Source organism: Aureimonas sp. SK2, assembly GCF_029813115.1.
GTDB lineage: Bacteria > Pseudomonadota > Alphaproteobacteria > Rhizobiales > Rhizobiaceae > Aureimonas.
In genome coordinates, this window is sequence record NZ_JAPZDS010000002.1 from 258945 (window position 1) to 275923 (window position 16979).

Genomic DNA, 16979 nt, shown 5'->3' on the forward strand with positions numbered 1-16979 from the left:
CGCGCAAATGTCGCTTGCCGCTCGGGCGCCGGTTGAGGCACAGGGGGAGCGAATCCGAGACCCCGCCGTGAAGGGCCGCGCCATGTCCCATCCCGTTTCCCCGCTCGCCCCCCGCTCCATGCCCGACATGCCGGCCGTCGCGGGCGTGTCCATCGCCACGGGCGCCGCCGGCATCAAGTACAAGGGGCGCACCGACGTCCTGACCATGACCTTCCGGGAGGGCACCAGCGTCGCGGGCGTGCTGACCACCTCGCGCTGCCCTTCGGCGCCCGTGGACCATTGCCGCGTGGCGCTGAAGGGCGGGCGAGCCCGCGCGCTGGTGGTCAATTCCGGCAACGCCAACGCCTTCACCGGCCGAAAAGGCGTCGCCACAACCGACGCGACGGCAAAGGCGGCGGCCGAGGCCGTCGGCTGCGCGCCGTCGGAAGTGTTTCTCGCCTCCACCGGCGTGATCGGCGAGCCGCTGGACGCGGCCAAGATCACGCCGCTCCTGGCCGGCCTCTTCTCGGGCGGCGAGGGCGCGCGCTGGCGCGAGGCCGCCGACGCCATCATGACGACGGACACCTATCCCAAGGTCGCCACGCGCGAGGTTTCGCTCGGCGAGACGGCGGTGCGCCTCAACGGCATCGCCAAGGGCGCCGGCATGATCGCGCCGGACATGGCGACCATGCTCTCGTTTCTGGCCACGGACGCGGCGATCGAGCCGGCCGTGCTCCAGACGCTCCTTGCCGAAGCCGTCGGCCCGACCTTCAACTCCGTCACGGTGGATTCGGACACCTCCACCTCCGACACGCTGCTCCTCTTCGCCACGGGCGCGGCCGGCAACGCGGCGGTGACCGACGCGTCCGACACCCGGCTCGGCCCGTTCCGGCAGGCGCTCGCCGACATGCTCCTCGACCTCGCCCGGCAGGTCGCGCGCGACGGCGAGGGCGCGCGCAAGGAGATCATCGTGACCGTCGAGGGCGCGGTCAGCGACGCCTCCGCCAAGCGCATCGCGCTGTCCATCGCCAACTCGCCGCTGGTCAAGACGGCGGTGGCGGGCGAGGACGCCAACTGGGGCCGCGTCGTCATGGCCGTCGGCAAGGCGGGCGAGCCGGCCGAGCGCGACCGCCTCGCCATCTCCTTCGGCACCGTGCGCGTGGCCGTCGACGGCGAGCGCGACCCGGCCTATTCGGAAGCCGAGGCCTCGGCCGCCATGAGGGAGGACGAGATCCGGATCGGCGTCCAGCTCGGCCTGGGCCAAGGGCGCTGGACGGTCTATACCTGCGACCTCACCAAGGAATACGTCGCGATCAATGGCGATTACCGGAGCTGAGCGGGTGCCGCGCCTGACGGTCGTCCGCCGGCTGGAGGCGGCGGGCTTCCGCGCCTGGCCGGCCAGTTCCACCTATTACGACGGCACCTGGGCCGTGCGGGTGACGGAAAGCTTTCCGGCCAAGCGCCTGAACTCGGTCAACCCGCTCGACCCCGCCGACGACGCCGACATCGAGGCGCGGATCGAACGGGCGGGGGAACGCTTCCGGGCGGTCGGCCGCCCGCTGGTCTTCCGCCAGTCGCCGCTCGCCCCGCCGGCGCTGGTGCGCCATCTCGACGAAGCCGGATGGTCGCGCTTCGGCGAATCCATCGTCTACACCGCCGATCTCGCCTCGCTGGACCTTGCGGACGCGATCGACCGCATCCCGCTGCAGGACGCGCGCCGCTATCTGGAAGCCTCGCTCGCCGTCCATCGCCGCCCGCCCGCCTTGCGCGAGGGGCTGGAAGCGGTGCTGGCCTCCATCCGGCCGCCCGCCGCCTTCTTCGTGCGCGAAACCGACGAGGGGGCGCCGATCGCCGTCGCGCTCGCGATTTCCGACAACGACCTTGCGGGCATTCTCGACGTGGCGGTCGACCCGGCCGTGCGGCGCCAGGGCATCGGCATCGACCTCGTGGCCACGGCGCTCCGCCACACCGCCCACAAGGGCGCGCGCACCGGCTGGCTGCAGGTGGAGGCCGACAACGCGGCCGGCCGCGCGCTCTACGCCCGCCTCGGCTTTTCGGAAGCCTATCGCTACGTCTACCGCGCCCCGCCGGGCGTCATCGTCTGACCCAAGCGGAGCGCGATCCATGCCGACGCCACGCCTCCTTCTCGTCGCGGCCTGCGCGCTGCTCGACGCCGACAACCGCATCCTCCTGACCCAGCGCCCGCCTGGCAAGTCGCTGGCGGGGCTCTGGGAGTTTCCGGGCGGCAAGGTCGAGGCGGGCGAGACGCCTGAGGAAACACTGATCCGCGAGCTGCGCGAGGAGATCGGCGTCGAGACCAAGGCCGACTGCCTCGCGCCGCTCACCTTCGCCAGCCACACCTATGACGGCTTCCACCTCCTGATGCCGCTCTACGTCTGCCGGCGCTTCGAGGGCATTCCCCGCTCCCTGGAGGGGCAGGCCTTGAAATGGGTGCGCGCCTCCGCCCTGCGCGATTACCCGATGCCGCCGGCCGACCTGCCGCTGATCCCCTTCCTGACCGACCTCCTCGCCTGAAATCCGGGGACGCCCCGTCCGTTAAGCATGTCGCTTAAAGGGCTTTTTACGTAGGGGCCTCATGATCCCCTCCACGTCCGCACGCTCGGCGCGCGGGATGGGACCGGAGCCGGATCGCATGCGCAGCAAAGCCAATCGATCGCCGAGGAGGGCCGGGACCGCCGGAGCGCTCCTGCGCGCGACGCTTCTGGTCGGACCGCTGGCCGCTGCCATCGCCTTCGGCATCGCGCCGCGGGCGGGCGAGCGCCTCGTGGCCGCCAACGGAGCCGAAGGCATCGACACGATGACCACCGGCTCGGTCTCCCCCTCCCGCTTCACCTTCGCCCTCGGGGCTTCGCCGGTCGGCGGATGCCAGCGGCCGGCCGACGGACCTCTTGGAGGAATCTGCCGATGATCCGCCGGTTCCTGTTCGACCGAAGCGCCTCGACCGCCATCGAATACGGCCTGATCGGGGCTCTGATCGGCATCGCGATTCTGGCCGGGCTCAGCGGCACGACGTCGAGCGTCGGCGGCTCGTTCCAGGTCGTGATGGAGCGGATCGGCGACATCATCAGCAAGTAGGGGCTCAGCCCTTCGGCCGCAGGGCTTCCGCCAGGCTGTGGGTTGCGCTGCCCGGCTTCAGCGGCTTCTGCTGGCTCTCGTGCGGCTTCCAGCCCGACAGGTAGATCACGTCGAAGGTGGCGCGCAGGCGCCCGTCCGGGTCGGCGAAGCGCTCGGCGTAGAGTTCGGCCGCCCGGAAGAACAGGCGGCGGCCCGCGGGGCGCCGCAGCCGGGCGTGCAGCATGTTCCCCATGCCCATGTCCCGGATGTCGCGCATCAGCTCGAACATCGATCCGTAGCGCACGGTCAGCCGGTCCTGGTCGATCACCGGCAGCGCGAAGCCGGCGCGCTGGAGAAGGCCGCCCGCCTCGCGCAGGTCCGCGAAGGGCGCGACGCGCGGGCTCGCGCCCCCGGTGAGCTCGGCCTCGGCCGCGAGCAGGGCGGCGCGCAGCTCGTTCAAGGTCTCGCCGCCGAGCAGCGCCGCCAGGAACAGCCCGTCGCCTCGCAGCGCCCGCCGGATCTGGACGAGGACCCCCGGCGTGTCGTTCGTCAGGTGCAGCGACAGCGGCGAGAGGACGAGATCGACGCTCTCGTCGCGAAGAGGAAGCGCTTCCTCGTCGGCCACGATGCCCCCGCCGGCGCCCAGAAGGCGCGCGTCGCGCTCGATCCGCACGAGGCGCTCCACTTGGCCGCTCGCCGCGATCTGCACCGCCAGCGCCCCGGTGTGGCCCGCCAGTTCGACGCCGACCGCAAAGCGCCGCTGCACCAGAGACAGGCGCTCGGCGAGTTCGGCGGAAACGGCATCGAGAAGAAACGCGGCGCCGGGCGGGGAGCGGTCGAAGGCCCGGAGCCGCCGCCGGTCGATGAGAGCGCGGTCGAAGGGGGCGTTGGCGGTCATGGGCACTCTCCGGTTCGTCAGGCGGGGCTTGTGGCGGCCTCCGAGGGGAGTATCGTCGGGCGGAGCGGAAGGAAAGCGCCGAGCGGCGCCCGGGGAGGCGGGAGATGGAGTTCGTCAGGCGCAGCCTCGCGCGGTTCGCAGGACCGGTCGGCCGGTTCCTCTATCCGCCCGTCTGCGCCGGCTGCGGCGGCGCGCTGGCCGAGGCCCCGGCCGTCTGCGCCGGCTGCTGGCGCTCCTTGCGCTTCATCGAGCGCCCCTATTGCGAGGTGCTCGGGCTTCCCTTCTCCTACGACCTCGGGCGCGGCTTCCTGTCGGCGGAGGCGATCGCCGACCCGCCGGTGTTCAAGCGCCTGCGGGCGGCCCTGGTCTACGAGGCGCTGGCCGCGCGCATGGTGGCGTCCCTGAAATACGCCGACCGCGCCGATCTCGTTCCGCTCATGGCGGGCTGGATGCGCCGGGCCGGGCGCGAGGTGATCGAGGAGTGCGACGTCGTCGTGCCGGTGCCGCTCCACTCCCGGCGCCTGCTCGCACGCAAGTTCAACCAGTCGGCCGAGCTGGCGCGGGCGCTCGCGCGGGCCGAACGGATCGCCTACGCGCCGCTCTGCCTGAGGCGCTTGCGCGCCACGCGCAGCCAGGTCGGGCTCGGCCCCGACGAGCGGCTGCGGAACGTACGCGGCGCCTTCGCCGTGGCAGCGGGCCGCGAGGGCGAGGTGGTCGGGCGCCATGTCCTTCTGGTGGACGACGTCTTCACCACGGGCGCCACCGTTTCGGCGGCGACGCGCGCCCTGAAGCGGGCGGGCGCGGCCGAGGTCAGCGTCCTCGTCTTCGCGAGGGTTGCGGCGGGCGCGGGATGACCGCATATCAGCGCACCGCTCCCAATCCGAGGACGCCCATGCCCCCCGTCACCATCTACACACGGCAGTTCTGCGGCTACTGCGCCCGCGCCAAGGATCTCCTGAATCGCAAGGGCGTCGCCTTCGAGGAGAAGGACGCGACCGTCGACCCGTCCTTCCGCCAGGAGATGTTGCGCCGCGCGCCGGGAAGCTCGACGTTCCCGCAGATCTTCATCGGCGAGCGCCATGTCGGCGGCTGCGACGACCTCTACGCGCTGGACCGGGCGGGCGAGCTCGACCCGCTGCTGGCGGCTTGAGGGCGGGCCGATGACGACGTTTCGAGCCGCCGTCGTGCAGATGCGCTCCGGCCAGGACCCGGCCGCCAACATCGAGGCCATGGAGGCGCTCGTGGCCGAGGCGGCCCGCCTCGGCGCGTCCTATGTGCAGACGCCGGAAATGACGGGGATGCTCGCCCGCGACCGCGCGCTGTTCCGCGCCCATCTGAAGCCAGCCGAGAGCGACCCGGTGGTGGCCGCCGCCCGCGTTCTCGCCAAGCGTCACGGGTTGGTGCTCCATCTCGGCTCCACCGCCATCGCGGCCGAAGGCGGCATGGCGGCCAACCGCGCCTTCCTGTTCGGGCCGGACGGCGAGACGATCGAGACCTACGACAAGATCCACATGTTCGACGTCGATCTCGACGGCGGCGAGAGCTGGCGTGAATCGGCGACCTACGTGCCCGGCACGCGCTCCGGCCTCGCCGACGTCGCCTTCGAGGACGGGACGGCGCGGATCGGCTTCGCCGTCTGCTACGACATGCGCTTTCCCGAACTCTTCCGCGCGCAGGCGCTGGCCGGCGCCGAAGTGCTCACCGCCCCGGCCGCCTTCACCCGCCAGACCGGCGAGGCGCATTGGCATGTCCTCCTGCGTGCCCGCGCGATCGAGAACAACTGTTTCATGATCGCGGCCGCCCAGGGCGGGCGCCACGAGGACGGGCGCGAGACCTTCGGCCATTCGCTGATCTGCGACCCCTGGGGCCGCATGATCGCCGAGGTGAGGGGCGACGAGCCGGGCGTGGCCGTGGCCACGATCGACACGGAGATGGTCGCGAGCGTCCGGGCCAAGATCCCGAACCTCAAGAACCGCCGCCCGTTCGACGCACCGGCCGTGCGCGCGCCCGAGCGAGCATGATCCGCTATGCGCTGACGTGCCGGGGGTGCAGCCACCGCTTCGACGGCTGGTTCCGCTCCTCCGCCGACTTCGACGCGCAAGGGGCGAAGGGGCTGCTCGCCTGTCCCGTCTGCGACGGGCACGCGGTCGAGAAGGCGTTGATGAGCCCGGCCGTCGCCGCCGCGTCCGAGCCGGCCCCCGTTCGGGGAGGGGCGGTGACGATCGCCCCCGCCGGCGAAGCGGCCGCGCTCTACCGCCAGCTCCAGGAAATGGCGCGCAAGGTGCGCTCCGAGGGCACCTATGTCGGCGGCGCCTTTGCGGAAGAAGCGCGACGCATCCATTACGGCGAGGCCGAGGGCCGGCCGATCTACGGCGAGGCGAGCGCTCCGGAGGTCCGTGGCCTCCTGGAGGAGGGGATACACGCCCTGCCTCTCCCCCCGCTGCCCGAAGACAAGAACTGAACGGACGATACGACCCCTGATGGCCAAGACCTTCGCCAAGGCGCCGAGCCCCTGCATCTCGGTCTGTAAGTTCAAGATCGAGGGCCAATGCATCGGCTGCCGGATGACCAAGCCGGAAAAGAAGCGCTTCAAGCGGCTGGAGGGCAAGGGTGAGAGGCGCGCCTTCCTCGTCATGCTCAGCGAGCGGCTCCAGGCGGCGGGCCGTTATGCCTACTGGTCGCGGATGTATCGGCGCCGCTGCGAGAGGAAGGGCCGCCCGTGCCCGCTCGACAAGCTGGAGGCCGGCCTCGACAAGGCCCGGGAGGCTGCCTAACTGGAACGGCTCCGAGCCGAGGACCTTTCCATGAGCGTATCGCCAGCCTGGGCGGATGCCCCGAGCCCCTGCGTCGACGTGTGCAAGTACAAGCGCGCGGGGCGCTGCGTCGGCTGCATGATGACCAAGATGGAGAAGGATTCCTTCCCCCATTCCGGCAGCGCCGAGCGGAAGAAGGAATTCTTCGAGACCCTGCTCCAGCGCCTTCGCGCCGAGCACAAGAACCCCGCCTTCTGGGCCATCGCCTATCGCCGCAAGTGCCAGCAGGAGGGCGTGCCCTGCCCGCTGGACGAGGAGGAGGCCGACGTCTGACGGCCGAAGCGAAAAAAGGCCCGCCGGATCGCTCCGGCGGGCCTTTGTGTTGTCAATCGGATCGATCGCTCAGGCGGCGGTCGACTTCAGGTGGGCGCGCAGCATCCAGGCGAACTTGTCGTGCTTCTCGATGCGGCCGGTGGCCATGTCGTTGGTCGCCCAGTCGCCGTGCTCCTCGGCGACCTGCGCCAGCGAGGACAGGGTGGAGGACAGGGTCTCCTGGTCCTTCATCAGGACCTCGATCATGGTCTTGGCGTCGGTGCGGCCGTCATGCTCCTCGACGGCCGAGCGCTCGAGATAGAGGGAGTAGCGGCCTTCGGCATGGGCGTCGAACGCCTTGATGCGCTCGGCCAGCATGTCCTGCGCCTCGAAATGGTCCTCGTAGATCTCCTGGAAAAGCTCGTGCAGCGAGCCGAAGCTCATGCCGGTCACGTTCCAGTGGAAGTTCTGCGCCTTGAGCGTCTCGACGGCGGTCTCGGCAAGGGCCTGCGTCAGGCCGTTGACGATCTCTTCCTTGGCGCTCGGCTCGATCTTGGCTGCGACGAGACCCATGGGTGTTCTCCTTTGGACGAAGGTTCGGTTGGCAATCTGAGGCCTTGGCGTCCTGCGTCAAGGCGATTTGGAATGATTCCAAACTAGACGGTCCGCTCCGCCGTTTCAAGCCTCTTTTGAATCATTCTAAACTAGCTCTGTGCATACAGCCCTCTCGCCTCCGATAGTTTGACGGCAAACAAATGGTGCGGACCGCGGTCTTCGGGTTGAAAGGGTCGCGAAGGCAGGAGAGGGGCGTAGTGGCGGGCAAGGCGCCGGGCGCGCGGCGCCGACGCGTCAGGCAGCGTCCAGCGCGCGGACCATGGCGGCGGAAAGGAAGCGCATCCAGCGGCGCGCGGACGGGGCGACGCGCCAGGCGACGAGCGCGCCCGCCGCGGCATCCCGTCCGTCGCGGCAGGCCGCCACGAGGCGCAGCAGCCAGCATTCGTCGTCGCTGACGGAAGCGGCGCCCGGGCGATAGATCACCATCTCGGACGAAGCGCGCTCGGCCAGGCCCCGGAAGAACACGGTGGCGAGGCGGTCGAGCGAGGCGGTCGGCTGGCCGGCCAGGACGTAGCAGGCGCGCTCCAGGTCGGCGCGGGGCGCGAGCTGGGCGCGCAGCGCCAGCCAGCGAAGGCGTTCCAGATCGAGCCGCTGCCCGTCGGTCAGGCTGCGGGCGGCGTTGATCCGTTCGGCGGTCGGGCAGTGCGGAAAGGCGACGACCCGGCGATCGTCGCCGGAAAGGGGGACAAGCCGTGCGAGGGATGCAGACATCGAGAATTCCCGGCCTTCACCGGGCTCGGGAGCCCGGCGACATCAAACCTGACTTTCAACGGAAGCATTCCCTATCAGATCGCTCCGTCGACCGGAAGGGGGTCACGGGCGGCGGTAGAGGACCATGTAGTTGACGTCCATGTCGCGGGAGCGGCGCCATTCGTCGGCGAGCGGATGGTAGACGACGCCGGTCTCGTCGATGCGTGACAGGCCCTCGGCCACAAGCGGGGTATCGATCTCGCCGGGGCGCACAAGCTTGGCATATTCGTGCGTGCCCTTGGGCAGCCAGCCCAGCACGTATTCGGCGCCGACGATGGCAAAGGTCAGCGCCTTCATCGTGCGGTTGATGGTGGCGACGAAGAGGAGCCCGCCCGGCTTCACCATGCGCGCGGCGGAGGTCAGGAAGTAATTCACGTCCGACACGTGCTCGACCACCTCCAGCGCCAGAACCACGTCGAAGCGCTCGCCGGCATCAAGGAGGGCCTCGGCCGTTTCGGCGCGGTAGTCGACGGACACGCCGCTTTCCGCCGCATGCAGCTTGGCCACCTCGATATTGGTGGCGGAGGCATCGGCGCCGACGACCTCGGCCCCGAGACGGGCCAACGGCTCGGCGATCAGCCCGCCGCCGCAGCCGATGTCCAGCATGCGCAGGCCCTCGAAGGGCTTCAGGGAATGGAGGTCGCGGCCGAAGTTGAGACCCACCTGCTCGCGGATATAGGCCAGGCGCACCGGGTTGAACTTGTGCAGCGGCTTGAACTTGCCGCGCGGGTTCCACCATTCGGCTGCGAGCTTCGAGAACCGCTCCACCTCGCCGGCGTCGATCGTCGTCTGCCGTGCCTCGCTCATGGCGCCCATCCGTTGCTCAAAAGACCCTTTGCCCGGCATGTTCCGCCCGACACCCGGAAGTCAAGCGCGGCGGGTTGGCGCGACGGGGTGGCACGCCTCGCCTTGCGCTCGCCCCCCGCTTCGGCTAACCGGGGCCGCCTGCCGCGCCGCTCGCAAGAGCGCGGGCGCGCGGGCGCTCGTGTTCCCTCCAGAATGGACGGGCCCCCGCGCGGACCTTGAGCGGGCGGCCCCGCAGGCATCGACCTCATGGCGCGTCTCGTTCTCAAATTCGGCGGCACCTCCGTCGCCGACATCGACCGGATCCGGAACGTCGCGCGCCACGTCAAACGCGAGGTGGACGCCGGGCACCAGGTCGCCGTGGTGGTGTCCGCCATGTCGGGCAAGACCAACGAGCTGGTCGGCTGGTGCACGCAGGCGTCGCCCATGCACGACGCGCGCGAGTACGACGCCGTGGTGGCGAGCGGAGAGCAGGTCACGGCCGGGCTCCTCGCGATCACGCTCCAGAGCATGGGCATCAACGCCCGCTCCTGGCAGGGCTGGCAGATCCCGATCCGCACCGATGGCGCCCATGCCTCGGCGCGCATCCAGGAGATCGACGGGTCCGAGATCGTGCGCCGCTTCGGCGAGGGGCAGGTCGCCGTGATCGCCGGCTTCCAGGGGCTGGCGCCCGACAACCGCATCGCGACGCTCGGGCGCGGCGGCTCCGATACTTCCGCCGTCGCGGTCGCGGCCGCCCTCAAGGCCGACCGCTGCGACATCTATACCGACGTCGACGGCGTCTACACCACCGACCCGCGCATCGAGCCGAAGGCCCGGCGCATGGCCCGCGTTTCCTTCGAGGAAATGCTCGAAATGGCCTCGCTCGGCGCCAAGGTGCTCCAGGTGCGCTCGGTCGAGCTCGCCATGGTCCACAAGGTGCGAACCTTCGTGCGCTCCTCCTTCGAGGACCCGGACGCACCGGGCATGGGCGACTTCCTGAACCCTCCGGGGACCCTTATTTGCGACGAGGATGAAATCGTGGAACAGCAGGTCGTCACCGGCATCGCCTACGCCAAGGACGAGGCGCAGATTTCGCTGCGCCGCGTCGAGGACCAGCCGGGCGTGGCCGCGGCCATCTTCGGGCCGCTGGCGGATGCCGGCGTCAACGTCGACATGATCGTGCAGAACGTCTCCGAGGACGGCACGCGGACCGACATGACCTTCACCGTGCCGGCGGGCGATCTCGCCAAGGCCACGCAGGTGATCGAGGGCGCGAAGTCCGCCATGCGCTTCGACGTGGTGCAGTCCGAGCGCGGCCTCACCAAGGTTTCCGTGATTGGCATCGGCATGCGCTCGCACACCGGCGTCGCCGCCACGGCCTTCAAGGCGCTGGCGGGACGGGGCATCAACATCCGCGCCATCACCACCTCGGAGATCAAGATCTCCATCCTGATCGACGGCGAGTACACCGAACTCGCCGTGCGGACCTTGCATTCCGTCTACGGTCTCGACAAAGCTTGACGGGAGGGGCGCTGCCCAGCGCCCCGACGCCGTTCGGCCCGGCTCGCCGCCGGGCCGGAACCGATCGCTGACCTGCGGAAGACGTGCCTGATGCGAAGCGACTCCTCGGGACCGCGCACACTCCTGCGCCGGATCAGGGAACTGATGGCCGAGCCGCTCGAGCCGCAAGCGCGTCTCGACGAGATCGTGCGCCAGATCGCGGCCAACATGGTGGCCGAAGTCTGCTCGCTCTACGTGCTGCGCGCCGACGGCATTCTCGAACTCTACGCGACGCAGGGGCTCAATCCGGGCTCGGTGCACTTGGCCCAACTGCGCCTCGGCGAAGGGCTGGTGGGCACGATCGCCGCCACCGCCCGCGCGCTCAACCTCCAGGACGCGCAGAAGCATCCGGCCTTCACCTACCTGCCGGAGACCGGCGAGGAGATCTTCTACTCCTTCATGGGCGTGCCGATCCTGCGCGCCGGCCGCACGCTCGGCGTGCTCGTCGTCCAGAACAAGGAGAAGCGCGTCTACCGCGACGAGGAGACGGAGGCGCTGGAGACGGTCGCCATGGTGGTGGCCGAGATGATCGCGGCGGGCAGCCTGGAGGGCTTGTCGCGGCCGGGCGTCGTGCTCGACCTGTCCCGCCCCGTCCATTTCGAGGGCCTGGCGCTGGCCGACGGCATCGGGCTCGGCCACGTGATTCTCCACGAGCCGCGCGTCGTCGTCACCAACCTCTTCAACGAGGACGCCGAGGCCGAGGTCGCGCGCCTGGAAAAGGCGCTGTCCTCCTTGCGGATCTCGATCGAGGACATGCTCCAGCGTCGCGACATGGCGGCCGAGGGCGAGCACCGCGCCGTGCTCGAGGCCTATCGCATGTTCGCCCACGACCGCGGCTGGGTGCGCCGGCTGGAGGAGGCCGTGCGCAACGGCCTGACCGCCGAGGCCTCGGTGGAAAAGGTGCAGAACGACATGCGCGCGCGCATGATGCACGCCTCGGACCCGTTCCTGCGCGAGCGGCTGCACGATTTCGACGATCTCGCCAACCGCCTCCTGCGCCAGCTGATGGGCCGGGCGGGCGACCTGTTCGGCGACGGCGTTTCGGGCGACGCGGTGATCGTCGCGCGCTCCATGGGCGCGGCCGAGCTTCTGGACTACCGGCGCGAGCAGATCCGGGGCCTCGTGCTGGAAGAGGGCGGCGCGACGAGCCATGTCGTGATCGTGGCGCGCGCGCTCGGCATCCCGGTCGTCGGCCAGGCCAAGGGCGCCGTGTCCATGGCCGAGAAGGGCGACGCCATCATCGTCGACGGCGAGGAGGGGGCGGTGCACCTGCGCCCGCCCGCCGACGTCGAGAAGGTCTTCGTCGAGCGCGTCCAGTTCCGCGCCAAGCGCCAGCAGCGCTTCCAGGCGCTGCGCGACACGCCGGCCCGCACGCGCGACGGCCAGGACGTGGCGCTCCTCATGAACGCGGGCCTCCTCGTCGATCTGCCTCAGGTCGAGGCGGCGGGCGCGGCGGGCATCGGCCTGTTCCGCACCGAGCTGCAGTTCATGATCGCCTCGACCATGCCCAAGACCAGCGACCAGGAGCGCCTGTATTCGGCGGTGCTGGATGCGGCCGACGGCAAGCCGGTGACGTTCCGCACGCTGGATGTCGGCGGCGACAAGGTGCTGCCCTACCTCCACCAGAGCCCGGAGGAGAACCCGGCGCTCGGCTACCGCGCGCTGCGCCTCGCGCTCGACCGACCGGGCCTGATGCGCACGCAGCTGCGCGCGCTTCTCAAGGCCTCGGCGGGCCGCGAGCTGCGCGTCATGTTCCCGATGGTCACCGACCTCGAGGAACTGCGCCAGGCGCGCGACCTGATCAGCCGCGAGTTCAAGCACCTCACGCGCTTCGCCCACGCCATGCCGCGGCGCCTCAAGCTCGGCGCGATGATCGAGGTCCCCTCGCTCCTGTTCCAGCTCGACGAGCTGATGCAGCTCGTGGACTTCGTCTCGATCGGCTCCAACGACCTGTTCCAGTTCTTCTGCGCGGTGGACCGGGGCAATGCGCAGATCTCCAGCCGCTTCGACGACCTGTCGACGCCCTTCATGCGGGCGTTGCGCGAGATTCTCGACGCCGGCCAGCGCCACTCGGTCTCCGTCACCCTCTGCGGCGAGATGGCGGGGCGCCCCTTGTCGGCCATGGCGTTGATCGGCCTCGGCTTCCGGTCCATATCCATGACCTCGTCGGCGATCGGGCCGGTGAAGGCGATGCTGCTCGAACTCGATGCCGAGGACCTGCACCGCGCGATCACCGCCCATCTCGCCGAGCGTCACCCGCGCCAGACCTTCCGGCAGATGCTGGAAGCCTACGCGCAGGCACACGCCATCCCCCTCTAAGGAGGCGCGCGACCGGACCGGAGGGTCCGCATGCGCCCGCACCGGACACGTCCCCGCATGGCCATTCTTCCCGCCGACACCATGACCGAGATCCTCCGGCGCTCGGATCAACTGTCGTCGGAAATGGCATCCGGCCCCGACCACGAGACCTATGCGCGGCTCGCCGCCGAATATGCGGGGCTGGAGGACGTCGTCGCCGGCATCCGGGCCTATCGCGCGGCCGAGAGCGAGCTTGCGGACCTGAAGGAGATGCTGGCCGATCCCGGCGCCGACCGCGAGATGCGCGATCTCGCCAGCGCCGAGATCGGCGAGGTCGAGGAGCGCCTGGAGACGCTCGGCAAGGAGCTTCTGATCCTGCTCCTGCCCAAGGATGCGGCGGACGCCAAGGGCGCGATCCTCGAAATCCGTGCCGGAACCGGCGGCTCGGAGGCCGGCCTCTTCGCAGGCGACCTCTTCCGCATGTACCAACGCTATGCCGAGGGGCGCGGCTGGCGGGTGGAGGTGATGGAGGCCTCGGAAGGGGAGGCCGGCGGCTACCGCGAGGTCGTCGCCTCCGTCACGGGCCAGGGCGTCTTCTCGCGCCTCAAGTTCGAATCGGGCGTGCATCGCGTGCAGCGCGTGCCGGCGACCGAATCGTCGGGCCGCATCCACACGTCCGCCGCCACGGTCGCCGTGCTGCCGGAGGCGGAGGAGGTCGACATCGCCATCCGCAACGAGGACATCCGCATCGACACGATGCGCTCGTCCGGCGCCGGCGGCCAGCACGTCAACACGACCGACTCGGCCGTGCGCATCACCCATCTGCCGACCGGCATCGTCGTGACCTCGTCGGAGAAGTCGCAGCACCAGAACCGCGCCCGCGCCATGCAGGTCCTGCGCGCGCGCCTCTTCGACATGGAGCGCTCGCGCCTCGACGCCGAGCGCTCGGCCGACCGGCGGGCGCAGGTGGGCTCCGGCGACCGGTCCGAGCGCATCCGCACCTACAACTTCCCGCAGGGGCGCGTCACCGACCACCGCATCAACCTGACGCTCTACAAGCTCGACCGGGTGATCGAGGGCGATCTCGACGAGCTGGTCGAGGCGCTGGTGGCCGACGATCAGGCGGCGCGCCTGGCCGCCATGGGCGACTGACGCCCCGTGGCACCGACGCGCGTCGGTACGCTTCTGACGGACATGCGCGCCCGCCTGCGCGCGGCCGGCATCGAGGAGGCCGATCTCGATGCGCGCCTGCTGGTCGGCGCCGCCCTCGGGCTCGACGCCGCCGGGCTGATCCTGCGGGCGGGCGACGCCGTTTCTCCGGAGAGGCTCACACATGTCGAGGCGATGGTCGCGCGGCGGCTGGAGGCCGAGCCGGTGCACCGCATCCTCGGCCACCGCGCCTTTGGCGAGCACGAGTTCGCCCTGTCGCCCGAAACGCTGGAGCCCCGGCCGGACACCGAGACGCTGGTGGACCTTGCCGCCGAGGCCTTCGCGCGGCGCGGCGATGCGTCGATCCTGTTCGCGGATGTCGGCACGGGGACAGGGGCGATCGCCGTCAGCCTCCTCGCTCGCTTCCCCGAAAGCCGGTGCGTCGCGATCGACCTGTCGGAAGGGGCGCTGGCGACGGCGGCCCGGAACGCGGCGGCCGCGGGCGTCGGCGACCGTTTTCTCCCCGTGAGGGCGGACTATCTCTCCGCCTTGGGCAAGGCGCTCGACGCCGTCGTCTCCAACCCGCCCTACATTCCGACCGGCGATCTCGCCGGGCTCGACCCAGGCGTGCGCCGCTTCGACCCGGCCCTTGCGCTCGACGGCGGGGCCGACGGGCTCGACGCCTATCGCGCTCTCACGCGGGAAGCCGCGTCGTGTCTCGCCCCCGGCGGCGATCTCCTGTTCGAGATCGGTCGCGGCCAGGAAGCCGACGTCGCCGCGCTGGCGAAAGGGGCGGGCTTTTCGCCGATCGAGGCGCGTCCCGATCTCGCGGGCATCGTGCGCGCCCTGTGGTTCCGACGCGACAGAGCTGGGGCAAACCTTAACGAAACCGCGTGATTTCCGAAGGTTGGGCTCCTTTGCCCCTTGTGGGGCGGGGGGCGAATCATTACTGTTTCCGGGCAAAGGCGGATGTAGCGGGGTAGCGCCCCCGACGCTGCTTCGGAATGCGTCCCGCGCGGGATGCTCGAAAGCGGTCGCCCCATCCGGCAAGTCGGCAAGGGACGAGGCCGCGCCGGACAGAAAACTTCCATGCAGGGCAGCGCCAGCCGGATCCTCGGATATCGGCCGCCGGATGCCAGACAATTCCCTGCGGGGCGACGGGATCGCGCTCGCAACGAGAGGAAGAACCGGCGGCATGCCGGATGATCCAGAAAACAGGATGAGCATGAGGCCAGGACAGCAGCAGCAGAACAAGCGCATGCGCGGACGCGGCGGGCGCAAGGGCCCCAATCCGATGTCGCGGAGCTTCGAGTCCAACGGCCCCGACGTGAAGATCCGCGGCACGGCCCAGCACATCGCCGACAAGTACACGACGCTGGCGCGCGACGCCGCGGCCGCCGGCGACCGGGTCATGGCGGAGAACTACCTCCAGCACGCCGAGCACTACGGCCGCATCGTCGCCGCCGCCATGGGCCAGTTCCAGCCGAGCCAGCCCGAGCGCGACTATTCCGACTTCGACGAGGACGGCGACGACGAGGGCCAGGGTCCCGAGATGGGCCAGCCCTTCGCCGGCGGCCAGGAGCGCCCGCAGAACGGCTTCAACGGCGAGCGCCACCAGAACGGCGACCGCCCGCAGGGCGGAGAGCGCCACGGCGGCGACCGGCAGAATTTCCGCGACGGTCAGAACCCGCGCGGCGAGCGCCGCGACAATCGCGAGAACCGCGGCGACCGCCCGTTCGGAAACCGCGAGGGCTTCGCGCGCGACAATCGCGACGGCCAGAACCGCGACGACCGGCGCGAGCGCGACAACCGCGACAACCGCCAGCCCGGCACCGGCCCGCAGCCCTTCGTGCAGGGGCCGGATCTCGACCAGGAAGGCACTGCGCCCCGCCAGGACGGCGGCCGCTTCGAGGGCGGCCGGCGCGAGAACCGCCGGGACCGCTCGCGTTTCAACGATCGCTCGGGCGAGCGTCGCTTCGAGGAGCGCTTCGGGCGCCAGCGCCCGGCCGGCGAAGAGCGTGACGAGACCGTGGCCGAGCGCCCGGATCGTCCGACGGAAGTGGCCGCAGCCGGTGTCTCCGAGCCGGTGTCCGAGGCGCCGGCGCATGCCGTGACGCCCGACGCGCCGCTGGGCATCGAGGCCGAGGGCAGGGCTTCGGAAGCGCGCGGCCGCGGTCGTCGCCGCCGCGAAACCACCGAGGGCGGCGAGGCGTCCGCGCCCGTGGCCGCTCCGCCCGCGCCCGAAGCCGAAGCTCCGGCCCCCTTGGCGGAGCCGGCACCCGCACCGGCGCGCCGCCGGACCCCCAAGGTCGCGGCGGACATCGCCGAGGCGCCCGTCGCAGCCGAGGGCGAGGCGGCACCGAAGCGGCGGGTCGCCAAGCCGCGTCGCAAGAAGGACGATGGGGAGGCCGATGCGGATCGCGCGCCCGCCCTCCTGACCACGGACAACTGATCGGCGGGATCCACGCCTCGATCGAATCCTTCAAGGGTCCGGCACGCCATGTGCCGGGCCCTTTTTTTCGCTCGGTCGGAGATCGATCCGTCCCGACGCATGGCACGGCGGCGGCATGCGAGGCGGCCGCCTGTCTGCAGGCAACGCCGCCTGCTCGTCATGTCGGAGAACGCGGATGTGGCGCGGAGGACACCGGTTTTATCTCGTGATTGAATGACCCTGCGGAACTCTCACGAAATGGTTGCATTTCTAATATGACGCAACCTATTGTTGTTCTGCAGGAGCGACAGAGGAGTGCGTTTTTCTATGATGACCGAAGAAGCGGCGTCGACGCCAAACGTCGCACGCGATC

Annotated in this window: 20 protein-coding genes; 16 read left to right on the forward strand and 4 right to left on the reverse strand. The window is 70.5% G+C overall.

All coding sequences use genetic code 11. The features are described from left to right. The first annotated feature begins 82 nt into the window (after positions 1 to 82). The 5 genes from argJ to O5O54_RS03735 all read left to right on the forward strand — a co-directional run bounded on the left by argJ (position 83) and on the right by O5O54_RS03735 (position 3075). Positions 83 to 1315, forward strand: a complete 1233-nt coding sequence (gene argJ / locus O5O54_RS03715; protein WP_279479021.1) for a bifunctional glutamate N-acetyltransferase/amino-acid acetyltransferase ArgJ — start codon at positions 83 to 85, stop codon at positions 1313 to 1315. After that, positions 1296 to 2084 (forward strand): GNAT family N-acetyltransferase, encoded by a 789-nt coding sequence (locus O5O54_RS03720; protein WP_279479022.1) that lies wholly within the window; start codon positions 1296 to 1298, stop codon positions 2082 to 2084. Before argJ ends, O5O54_RS03720 begins: the two co-directional genes overlap by 20 nt. Before the next feature lie 19 nt (positions 2085 to 2103). After that, complete coding sequence (locus O5O54_RS03725; protein WP_279479023.1) at positions 2104 to 2514, forward strand: (deoxy)nucleoside triphosphate pyrophosphohydrolase; 411 nt, start codon at positions 2104 to 2106, stop codon at positions 2512 to 2514. Positions 2515 to 2632: 118 nt separating this feature from the next. Continuing rightward, entirely contained in the window at positions 2633 to 2908 is a 276-nt protein-coding gene (locus O5O54_RS03730) for a hypothetical protein (protein WP_279479024.1), read from the forward strand. After that, positions 2905 to 3075, forward strand: coding sequence for a Flp family type IVb pilin (locus O5O54_RS03735; RefSeq protein ID WP_279479025.1), 171 nt, complete (start codon positions 2905 to 2907; stop codon positions 3073 to 3075). The genes O5O54_RS03730 and O5O54_RS03735 overlap by 4 nt, the downstream gene beginning before the upstream one ends. A gap of 4 nt (positions 3076 to 3079) precedes the next feature. On the opposite strand, the gene O5O54_RS03740 is transcribed toward O5O54_RS03735, so the two are convergent. After that, the gene (locus tag O5O54_RS03740; RefSeq protein ID WP_279479026.1) at positions 3080 to 3952 is read right to left on the reverse strand and encodes a methyltransferase domain-containing protein; all 873 of its coding nucleotides are present in this window, start codon (positions 3950 to 3952) and stop codon (positions 3080 to 3082) included. Positions 3953 to 4056: 104 nt separating this feature from the next. On the opposite strand from O5O54_RS03740, the gene O5O54_RS03745 reads away from it, so the two are divergent. The 6 genes from O5O54_RS03745 to O5O54_RS03770 are packed head-to-tail and all read left to right on the forward strand — an operon-like array spanning position 4057 to position 7038. Continuing rightward, a complete protein-coding gene (locus O5O54_RS03745) occupies positions 4057 to 4806 on the forward strand; it encodes a ComF family protein (protein WP_279479027.1) in 750 nt (249 codons plus the stop codon). A 38-nt stretch (positions 4807 to 4844) separates the two neighbouring features. Next, a complete protein-coding gene (gene grxC, locus O5O54_RS03750; RefSeq protein WP_279479028.1) occupies positions 4845 to 5102 on the forward strand; it encodes a glutaredoxin 3 in 258 nt (85 codons plus the stop codon). Between the two features lie 10 nt (positions 5103 to 5112). Then, on the forward strand, positions 5113 to 5973 hold the full coding sequence (locus tag O5O54_RS03755) for a carbon-nitrogen hydrolase family protein (protein ID WP_279479029.1): 861 nt from the start codon (positions 5113 to 5115) through the stop codon (positions 5971 to 5973). Further along, complete coding sequence (locus tag O5O54_RS03760; RefSeq protein ID WP_279479030.1) at positions 5970 to 6413, forward strand: DUF1178 family protein; 444 nt, start codon at positions 5970 to 5972, stop codon at positions 6411 to 6413. The genes O5O54_RS03755 and O5O54_RS03760 overlap by 4 nt, the downstream gene beginning before the upstream one ends. Positions 6414 to 6432: 19 nt before the next feature. Further along, positions 6433 to 6726 carry a DUF1289 domain-containing protein gene (locus O5O54_RS03765; RefSeq protein ID WP_279479031.1) on the forward strand — a complete coding sequence of 98 codons (294 nt, stop codon included), beginning with the start codon at positions 6433 to 6435 and terminating at the stop codon, positions 6724 to 6726. Positions 6727 to 6756: 30 nt separating this feature from the next. Continuing rightward, positions 6757 to 7038, forward strand: a complete 282-nt coding sequence (locus O5O54_RS03770; RefSeq protein WP_279479032.1) for a DUF1289 domain-containing protein — start codon at positions 6757 to 6759, stop codon at positions 7036 to 7038. A 69-nt stretch (positions 7039 to 7107) separates the two neighbouring features. Here the strand turns inward: O5O54_RS03770 and O5O54_RS03775 are convergent, their stop codons facing one another. The 3 genes from O5O54_RS03775 to ubiG all read right to left on the reverse strand — a co-directional run bounded on the left by O5O54_RS03775 (position 7108) and on the right by ubiG (position 9189). Beyond that, positions 7108 to 7590: a DNA starvation/stationary phase protection protein gene (locus O5O54_RS03775; protein WP_279479033.1), complete on the reverse strand. Its 483-nt coding sequence runs from the start codon at positions 7588 to 7590 to the stop codon at positions 7108 to 7110. Between the two features lie 276 nt (positions 7591 to 7866). Beyond that, positions 7867 to 8343: a hypothetical protein gene (locus tag O5O54_RS03780; RefSeq protein ID WP_279479034.1), complete on the reverse strand. Its 477-nt coding sequence runs from the start codon at positions 8341 to 8343 to the stop codon at positions 7867 to 7869. A gap of 102 nt (positions 8344 to 8445) precedes the next feature. Beyond that, a complete protein-coding gene (gene ubiG, locus O5O54_RS03785; protein ID WP_279479035.1) occupies positions 8446 to 9189 on the reverse strand; it encodes a bifunctional 2-polyprenyl-6-hydroxyphenol methylase/3-demethylubiquinol 3-O-methyltransferase UbiG in 744 nt (247 codons plus the stop codon). A 246-nt stretch (positions 9190 to 9435) separates the two neighbouring features. Between ubiG and O5O54_RS03790 the strand changes: the two genes are divergently transcribed. From O5O54_RS03790 to O5O54_RS03810, 5 genes are all read left to right on the forward strand, one after another. After that, positions 9436 to 10689, forward strand: a complete 1254-nt coding sequence (locus tag O5O54_RS03790; RefSeq protein WP_279479036.1) for an aspartate kinase — start codon at positions 9436 to 9438, stop codon at positions 10687 to 10689. A gap of 90 nt (positions 10690 to 10779) precedes the next feature. Next, positions 10780 to 13047 carry a phosphoenolpyruvate--protein phosphotransferase gene (gene ptsP, locus O5O54_RS03795; RefSeq protein ID WP_279479037.1) on the forward strand — a complete coding sequence of 756 codons (2268 nt, stop codon included), beginning with the start codon at positions 10780 to 10782 and terminating at the stop codon, positions 13045 to 13047. 57 nt (positions 13048 to 13104) lie between these two features. Further along, the gene (gene prfA / locus O5O54_RS03800; protein ID WP_279479038.1) at positions 13105 to 14178 is read left to right on the forward strand and encodes a peptide chain release factor 1; all 1074 of its coding nucleotides are present in this window, start codon (positions 13105 to 13107) and stop codon (positions 14176 to 14178) included. A gap of 6 nt (positions 14179 to 14184) precedes the next feature. Further along, a complete protein-coding gene (gene prmC, locus O5O54_RS03805) occupies positions 14185 to 15072 on the forward strand; it encodes a peptide chain release factor N(5)-glutamine methyltransferase (RefSeq protein WP_279479039.1) in 888 nt (295 codons plus the stop codon). Between the two features lie 328 nt (positions 15073 to 15400). Then, entirely contained in the window at positions 15401 to 16627 is a 1227-nt protein-coding gene (locus O5O54_RS03810) for a DUF4167 domain-containing protein (protein WP_279479040.1), read from the forward strand. Positions 16628 to 16979 lie beyond the last annotated feature (352 nt).

Excerpts from the sequence above, each read along its gene's own strand:
- O5O54_RS03720 (WP_279479022.1), top strand. The coding sequence starts at position 1,296 with ATGGCGATTACCGGAGCTGAGCGGGTGCCGCGCCTGACGGTCGTCCGC.
- ubiG (WP_279479035.1), bottom strand. The coding sequence starts at position 9,189 with ATGAGCGAGGCACGGCAGACGACGATCGACGCCGGCGAGGTGGAGCGG.
- O5O54_RS03730 (WP_279479024.1), top strand. The coding sequence starts at position 2,633 with ATGCGCAGCAAAGCCAATCGATCGCCGAGGAGGGCCGGGACCGCCGGA.
- O5O54_RS03810 (WP_279479040.1), top strand. The coding sequence starts at position 15,401 with ATGAGGCCAGGACAGCAGCAGCAGAACAAGCGCATGCGCGGACGCGGC.
- O5O54_RS03790 (WP_279479036.1), top strand. The coding sequence starts at position 9,436 with ATGGCGCGTCTCGTTCTCAAATTCGGCGGCACCTCCGTCGCCGACATC.
- O5O54_RS03775 (WP_279479033.1), bottom strand. The coding sequence starts at position 7,590 with ATGGGTCTCGTCGCAGCCAAGATCGAGCCGAGCGCCAAGGAAGAGATC.
- O5O54_RS03735 (WP_279479025.1), top strand. The coding sequence starts at position 2,905 with ATGATCCGCCGGTTCCTGTTCGACCGAAGCGCCTCGACCGCCATCGAA.
- prfA (WP_279479038.1), top strand. The coding sequence starts at position 13,105 with ATGGCCATTCTTCCCGCCGACACCATGACCGAGATCCTCCGGCGCTCG.
- O5O54_RS03770 (WP_279479032.1), top strand. The coding sequence starts at position 6,757 with ATGAGCGTATCGCCAGCCTGGGCGGATGCCCCGAGCCCCTGCGTCGAC.
- O5O54_RS03780 (WP_279479034.1), bottom strand. The coding sequence starts at position 8,343 with ATGTCTGCATCCCTCGCACGGCTTGTCCCCCTTTCCGGCGACGATCGC.
- O5O54_RS03765 (WP_279479031.1), top strand. The coding sequence starts at position 6,433 with ATGGCCAAGACCTTCGCCAAGGCGCCGAGCCCCTGCATCTCGGTCTGT.
- O5O54_RS03755 (WP_279479029.1), top strand. The coding sequence starts at position 5,113 with ATGACGACGTTTCGAGCCGCCGTCGTGCAGATGCGCTCCGGCCAGGAC.
- O5O54_RS03725 (WP_279479023.1), top strand. The coding sequence starts at position 2,104 with ATGCCGACGCCACGCCTCCTTCTCGTCGCGGCCTGCGCGCTGCTCGAC.
- argJ (WP_279479021.1), top strand. The coding sequence starts at position 83 with ATGTCCCATCCCGTTTCCCCGCTCGCCCCCCGCTCCATGCCCGACATG.
- ptsP (WP_279479037.1), top strand. The coding sequence starts at position 10,780 with ATGCGAAGCGACTCCTCGGGACCGCGCACACTCCTGCGCCGGATCAGG.
- O5O54_RS03760 (WP_279479030.1), top strand. The coding sequence starts at position 5,970 with ATGATCCGCTATGCGCTGACGTGCCGGGGGTGCAGCCACCGCTTCGAC.
- grxC (WP_279479028.1), top strand. The coding sequence starts at position 4,845 with ATGCCCCCCGTCACCATCTACACACGGCAGTTCTGCGGCTACTGCGCC.
- O5O54_RS03745 (WP_279479027.1), top strand. The coding sequence starts at position 4,057 with ATGGAGTTCGTCAGGCGCAGCCTCGCGCGGTTCGCAGGACCGGTCGGC.
- O5O54_RS03740 (WP_279479026.1), bottom strand. The coding sequence starts at position 3,952 with ATGACCGCCAACGCCCCCTTCGACCGCGCTCTCATCGACCGGCGGCGG.